6 protein-coding genes are annotated in these 5,823 nt (G+C 27.3%); 3 read left to right on the forward strand and 3 right to left on the reverse strand.

Features of this window, described 5'->3' with window-relative positions; translation table 11 throughout:
• The first annotated feature begins 359 nt into the window (after positions 1-359).
• The 3 genes from Q0958_RS18730 to Q0958_RS18740 all read left to right on the forward strand — a co-directional run bounded on the left by Q0958_RS18730 (position 360) and on the right by Q0958_RS18740 (position 3,764).
• Positions 360-2,201, forward strand: a complete 1,842-nt coding sequence (locus Q0958_RS18730; protein ID WP_299126068.1) for a histidine kinase — start codon at positions 360-362, stop codon at positions 2,199-2,201.
• 2 nt (positions 2,202-2,203) lie between these two features.
• Complete coding sequence (locus Q0958_RS18735; RefSeq protein ID WP_299126070.1) at positions 2,204-2,938, forward strand: LytTR family DNA-binding domain-containing protein; 735 nt, start codon at positions 2,204-2,206, stop codon at positions 2,936-2,938.
• A gap of 103 nt (positions 2,939-3,041) precedes the next feature.
• Positions 3,042-3,764 (forward strand): hypothetical protein, encoded by a 723-nt coding sequence (locus tag Q0958_RS18740; RefSeq protein ID WP_299126073.1) that lies wholly within the window; start codon positions 3,042-3,044, stop codon positions 3,762-3,764.
• A 103-nt stretch (positions 3,765-3,867) separates the two neighbouring features.
• Here the strand turns inward: Q0958_RS18740 and Q0958_RS18745 are convergent, their stop codons facing one another.
• The 3 genes from Q0958_RS18745 to Q0958_RS18755 form a co-directional block, all read right to left on the reverse strand.
• The gene (locus Q0958_RS18745) at positions 3,868-5,157 is read right to left on the reverse strand and encodes an HlyD family efflux transporter periplasmic adaptor subunit (RefSeq protein WP_299126075.1); all 1,290 of its coding nucleotides are present in this window, start codon (positions 5,155-5,157) and stop codon (positions 3,868-3,870) included.
• Positions 5,158-5,219: 62 nt separating this feature from the next.
• Positions 5,220-5,372 carry a hypothetical protein gene (locus tag Q0958_RS18750; RefSeq protein ID WP_299126078.1) on the reverse strand — a complete coding sequence of 51 codons (153 nt, stop codon included), beginning with the start codon at positions 5,370-5,372 and terminating at the stop codon, positions 5,220-5,222.
• A gap of 6 nt (positions 5,373-5,378) precedes the next feature.
• Positions 5,379-5,615 (reverse strand): hypothetical protein, encoded by a 237-nt coding sequence (locus Q0958_RS18755; RefSeq protein WP_299126080.1) that lies wholly within the window; start codon positions 5,613-5,615, stop codon positions 5,379-5,381.
• Positions 5,616-5,823 lie beyond the last annotated feature (208 nt).

The following is a 5,823-nucleotide window of genomic DNA, read 5'->3' on the forward strand; positions in this document are numbered from 1 at the left end:
GATAATTCTTCCTTGTCAAAGGATATGCGATTTTTTCGTAATAATCTTTGTACTAAATTGATTAATGTGTCTTTCAAGGGGGGTAAAATCTTGTTGATTGTTTAAATAAAATGAGTTGTTAACGAAGGTAAATGAAAATAAAGTATTTTTAAAGTAAATTCATATTTGATTGTGATTGTTTCATAATCGATGAGTTTAAGTAATTATTTGCATTTGTTTGTATATGAGTTAAATAAGTTTTAGTTGATGTAACTAAATATTAATAATATGGTCTTTATTAATATAATCTTAAAATGAAAAAGTGAATAGAGGAATTGGAAAGAAAATAATTAGCTTTGTTGTCTTGTACCCCGATCAATATGAAAAGAAAAATAATAATATTATGTTGCTTAATAGTTATTTCGTGTAAGAAAACTCCAGAAAAAACCTTACCAAAATTACCTAGTTTTTTTAATAATAAAATAAAAAAAAGTATCCCTAAAGATTCGTTAGAGTTTTATTCAAACCTAATGAAAAATATTCCTAAAGAGAATTTATCAGATTCATTAAAAGCAGAATTTTATTATACTTCTGGAAGATATAATATTCGTTTAAAAAAGTATGATTCGGCAATAACTAACTTTAGTAAAGCAACATCTTTTTCAGAAAAGAAGATAAAATCGGATAGGGAGGTTTTATACTTTCGAGCCTTAAGACAAACATATTTTACATATAAAAATGATTATTTAAATGGAGAAGGGGTGAATGAAAAATTGTTGTCTCTTTTAAATAATCAAGATTATAAGAATAAAGCTTATGTATATTATTTTAAGCAAATAGTTAAAGCAAAATTAAAACAGTTTAAAGAGGCTTTAGTTGCAAGTGATTCAGCTACAGCAATGCTTTTGAAGGTAGGAGACACAACTAATTATGTGATGGCAAAGATAGGAAGGTCTACAATTCTTAGTAGTTTGAATGAACAAAATAAAGCCATCGAAGAATTAAAAAAGACTCTTAAATATGAAGATAATTTAAAAACAGCTGCAAGATATGAGTTATACGGTGCATTAGGTTTTTATTATTATAACAATGAGCTATTTTATAAAAGTATTTCTGCATTTGAAAAAGCACTAGACTTTTCGAAAAAATTACCATCTCATTTAACTAAAACTAGACAAGCTAACAGCTATTTAAATTTATCTAAATCGTTTATAAGATTAAAAAAATTAGAACTAGCTCAAAAATATGTAGATTCTATTTATGCCTTAGGAATAGAGGATATTGATTTTACAAATCAAAGAAGTGTATTGAAAACTAATTTGGAAATTTTATCTAAAAAAGGGAAAAGTATAGATGAAGTTTTAGCTCTATTAGATTCAATAAATGATTTTCAAGAAAAAAATTATGCTAATAGGATGAATAGTGAGCTAGAAGCTTTAAAAAAATCTCATGAAAAAGAAATAATATCTGAAAAGGCTAGGGAAGAAGCAGAAATTAAAAGTCTTAAATTAGAAAGAAATCAATATATATTGACATTGTTATTATTGATAGCTATTGTAATAGGAGTACTGATATTGAATTTGTATAGGCAAAGAAGATTTAAAATAGAGCAACAGAACTTTTTATTACAACAACGATTATTACGTTCTCAAATGAATCCTCATTTTACGTTTAACAGTTTAAGTTTAATAAAAAACACAATAGAAGAAGATAGTGAGAAATCAATGAAATATATTCAAAAATTTTCTAAGCTATTACGGTCTATATTTCAGAATTCAACAAAAAATTATGTGCCTATTGAAGATGAATTAGAATCATTGCAGAATTATATAGAATTACAACAATTTAGATTTCCTGAGAGATTTGATTATAAAATTGAAAATATGATTGATACTGAAGATGAAATTTTAATTCCACCAATGTTATTACAACCTTTTGTAGAAAATGCAATAATTCACGGATTTAGAAAGAATGATTCAAAAGGGAGTCTTTTAATTAATCTTCAACTTTCTAAAAAATATATTAATTGTGTTATTGATGATGATGGAGTTGGTATAGATGAAAATAATATTGACAAAAGATCATCAGTTAAATTAATAGATGAGTTTTTAAGAAAAATGGCAGGTAAAGGAATTGTTATTTTGAATAAAAAGACAGTGTCAAAAAAAAATAAAGAAACAGGTACTAGAGTAGAATTAAGAATCCCATATAATATATTTTAAACATGTTAAAAGCATTAATTGTAGAAGATGAAAGGCACATAAGAGAAAATTTGAAAAAAAGGATATTCCAAGATTTTCAAAATGAAATATCTATTGTTGATGAAGCTATTTCAGTAAAAGAAGGAATAGAAAAAATAAAAAGGTACAAACCTCAATTAGTTTTTATGGATATTGATCTTGGAGATGGAACAAGCTTTGACATTTTATCCTCTCTAGATGAAATTAAGTTTAAAATAATTTTTATCACTGGTTTCGACTCACATGCTATAAAGGCTATTAGATTAGGGGCTTTAGATTATTTATTAAAGCCTATAGATGAAGATGAATTTAAAGAAGCAGTAAGTAAGGCGATAGATACCGTAGAAAAAGAAAGTACTAATGGAGGTTCTATAAATATAGCCAACCATTATTATAAAGAGGGGGAGCATCGTAGGATTGTTTTAAAGACTTTAGATACTCAACATTTAGTTTCTTTTGAAGATATTCTTTTTTGTAAGTCTGAGGGGAATTATACTACTTTTTATCTTTTTGAAGAGAAAATAGTTATTTCTAAACCAATGAAAAAAGTTGAAGAGTTACTTGATAAACAGCGTTTCATTAAATGTCATCAATCATTCATCGTGAATAAGGCATATATAACAAAATATACTAATGAAGGTTTTTTAATAACTAAAACAGGTGAGCAAATTCCAGTTGCTACGAGAAGAAAAGATATGGTTTTGAAAACATTGTTCTAAGAAAAGAAAAACGAATTTGAATTCATTTCAAGCGAATTTGAACTGTTTGGTTTAACTTGATTTTTCGAGTGTATTTTTGAGGAAATAATCAAAAAAAAAGAATATGAAGTTTTTAAAACTGCTTTTTTTTGTATTAGTTGTTTGTATTTCTTGTAATGTAAATAATGAAGAAATAGAAATAATTGAAAAAGAACAAAATAAGGCAAGCAGAAGTAATTTTAATTTGAAACCTTTTCAAGCTTTCGATAATCAGGAAGTAGAACAATTAATGTTTATGACATCTTTTTTAATAGGTAAAGCACTTATTGAAAATGAGGCTGCAAGGGATTATTTTTATAATCATATTGCAGATTCTAGAATCACAGCAATAAAATTGTCTGATATTATGGATGATAGTGTTATTGATTCAAATCCATTTGAAATAGAGTTTCATAAGCAATTTAATAAGTATAATTACCATAGGAACCCACAATCTGGAGATACAGATCCTCCAACATCAACAAGTTTAGATCCAGATCCTTTAAAATGGGGTGGAGCATTAGGGGAAAGAGTGCTTTATAAATCATATCTTAATAAGGTTATAAACTTAAATAATTGGGAGTTATACTTACCTAATAAAAACACTGTATTAAGTAACGGACATACACTTACAGATTATTTCGTGAGAAATGATAAGATTATTTGTTTGTGGAGGCTTAATGAGAATATAAAAAAGATATATAGTGATGGTCTTGTATTATACACAGATGGTAGAGGAAGTTATTTACCATTAAACTTTACTTTATTGAATAATTTATCTTTTGTGTTTGTTTTAAGAGATATTTAAACTAGTAGTAAAATTAATATTAAAGGGGTTAGTCAATTTTTATTTTTGGCTAAAAATTAAGAGCAACTTTTAAGTTGCTCTTTTATAGTTAATAGAAATTATATTACTTGACAATATTTCTAAGTTGATAGAAAAAACGCTCTATCAAACGTAAATCTTCAGTTACAATATTTGCAGTTCCTTTCATTTCCTGTTTGAAAGCTATTTTTTTGTCATAAGTTGTTTTTAAGTCTTGAGGTAAGTTTACATCTATTAAATAGTTTCCTTCTTCATCAGGAATCGGAGATATTGATTTGACAGTTCCATTTAACTCACCAAACTCATCCGATGGGTAATTTAATAGTTTGATTTGAACTTTTTGACCTTTCTTTATTTTTCCTGAATTTGCTGCAGGAGCTTTTATCTTTCCTATAAACGAATTCCCTTCGGTAGGAATTACAATAAAAATTAACTCTCCTGTTTTTACAGTCTGATTTTTATTCCAAAAAGACAAAAAAGATACTTTACCATTGATAGAAGAAGTCAATGCATATTGCTTTTCCCAATCTCTTATTGCTTTTTTTAAGTGTAAGAATGATTGAATAACTTTATTTTTAAAACGAATATCATTTTGTGTTTTCTTTATAGAAGTGCCTTCTATATTTCTATTAGAATTATTGATTAACTCTCTAATTTGTGATATTGAATTTTCTAAACCTTTATAAGCTCTTTCAGATTGTAAATAATCCACTTCTTTTTGCTCTTTTTCTTTAGCTGAAATAACTCCTTGAGAAAATAAGTTTTCACTTCGCTCAAGGTCTTTCTTTTTAAATTGGAGTTCTTTTTTATTAATTTCTTTTTGAGAAATTAATATTTCTAATCTGCCTTCGGCTTCTATAAGCGACATTCTATTGGCAAAACTTTCAGATTTAAGAGGTGTTAACTTTTCATTTAACTGATATTCAGTATAATCATTTTGGAATTGAGAAAAACTAACCGTTATATCTCCTAATAGTAAAGGAGGTAGTTTCTCTATAGGGAAAGAAAAAGCGTTTTTATTTATGTTTATAGTATCTACAATACTTTTTAATAGTAAAACATCTTTGTAAGAAGCGCTGTTTTCTATTACAGCTAGAATTTCATTTTTTGTTACATTTTTTTCTTCACTAGCTAAAAACACTTCAAATTGACCTGCTGATTTAGCATATATTTTTTCAGGAGGAAATGATGTAGTTACCATTACTTCTGAAGTAATTACATCAGGATATTTTACAAACCATGAGATAAATAAAAGCATAAGAATTAATACTAAAAACAAAGTGTTTCCCCAACGAACCATCCAATTGGGTACTTGATTTAGTATTTCTTGTACTTCTTCACTACGTATTTCTATGTTTGAATTGTTCTGTGGCATTATAAGTTTTTTAATAAGAGGGAGGATTCTCCTCCCCCCTCTTTGATTAATGAATGCTCGAATTACAGTAAGCAATTACCCATAAAACAGCGTACAGGACACCATCTATTGGTAGTGTGTGCGTTACCGCCAGCACACCAGTATATTCCTCCATTAATTTCCTTTTGGTCCTTTTTATTTAAAACAGTACCTAAGTTTAAGATTGATTTCTTCATTTTATATTAGAAGTTAAAAGAGAGACCACCTTCACCTGGACCTTCACAACTTGAATGTGTTAATAATCCACAGCTTCTTGCTCCAACATAATCATCAATTCTACCGCAAGGTAAACATCCAGGGACTGGCCCAAAACATAAATTATATTGGTGGTAATAGTCGCATGGAGCAATACCTCCTTTAATAGTTTTTTGATCAGCTTTGTTTATAGCTTTTCCTAAGTTTAAGATTGATTTTTTCATTTTTTAAATAATTTATAAAATTGATTAAATCCTTGATTATTTAAAGACACTCAAGGGTTGTGTCTATTCCTCGCGAGAGAATTTTTTTATATTATTTCCCTAAGTCTAATTGGTTTTTGACTAGGTGATAGTAACTTCCTTTTAGTTTGATAAGTTCTTCATGTGAACCTTTTTCTATAATACTTCCTTTGTCTAATACAACTATTTG

The sequence above is a fragment of the uncultured Tenacibaculum sp. genome (assembly GCF_947499065.1).
In the GTDB taxonomy this organism is placed as follows: Bacteria; Bacteroidota; Bacteroidia; order Flavobacteriales; family Flavobacteriaceae; genus Polaribacter.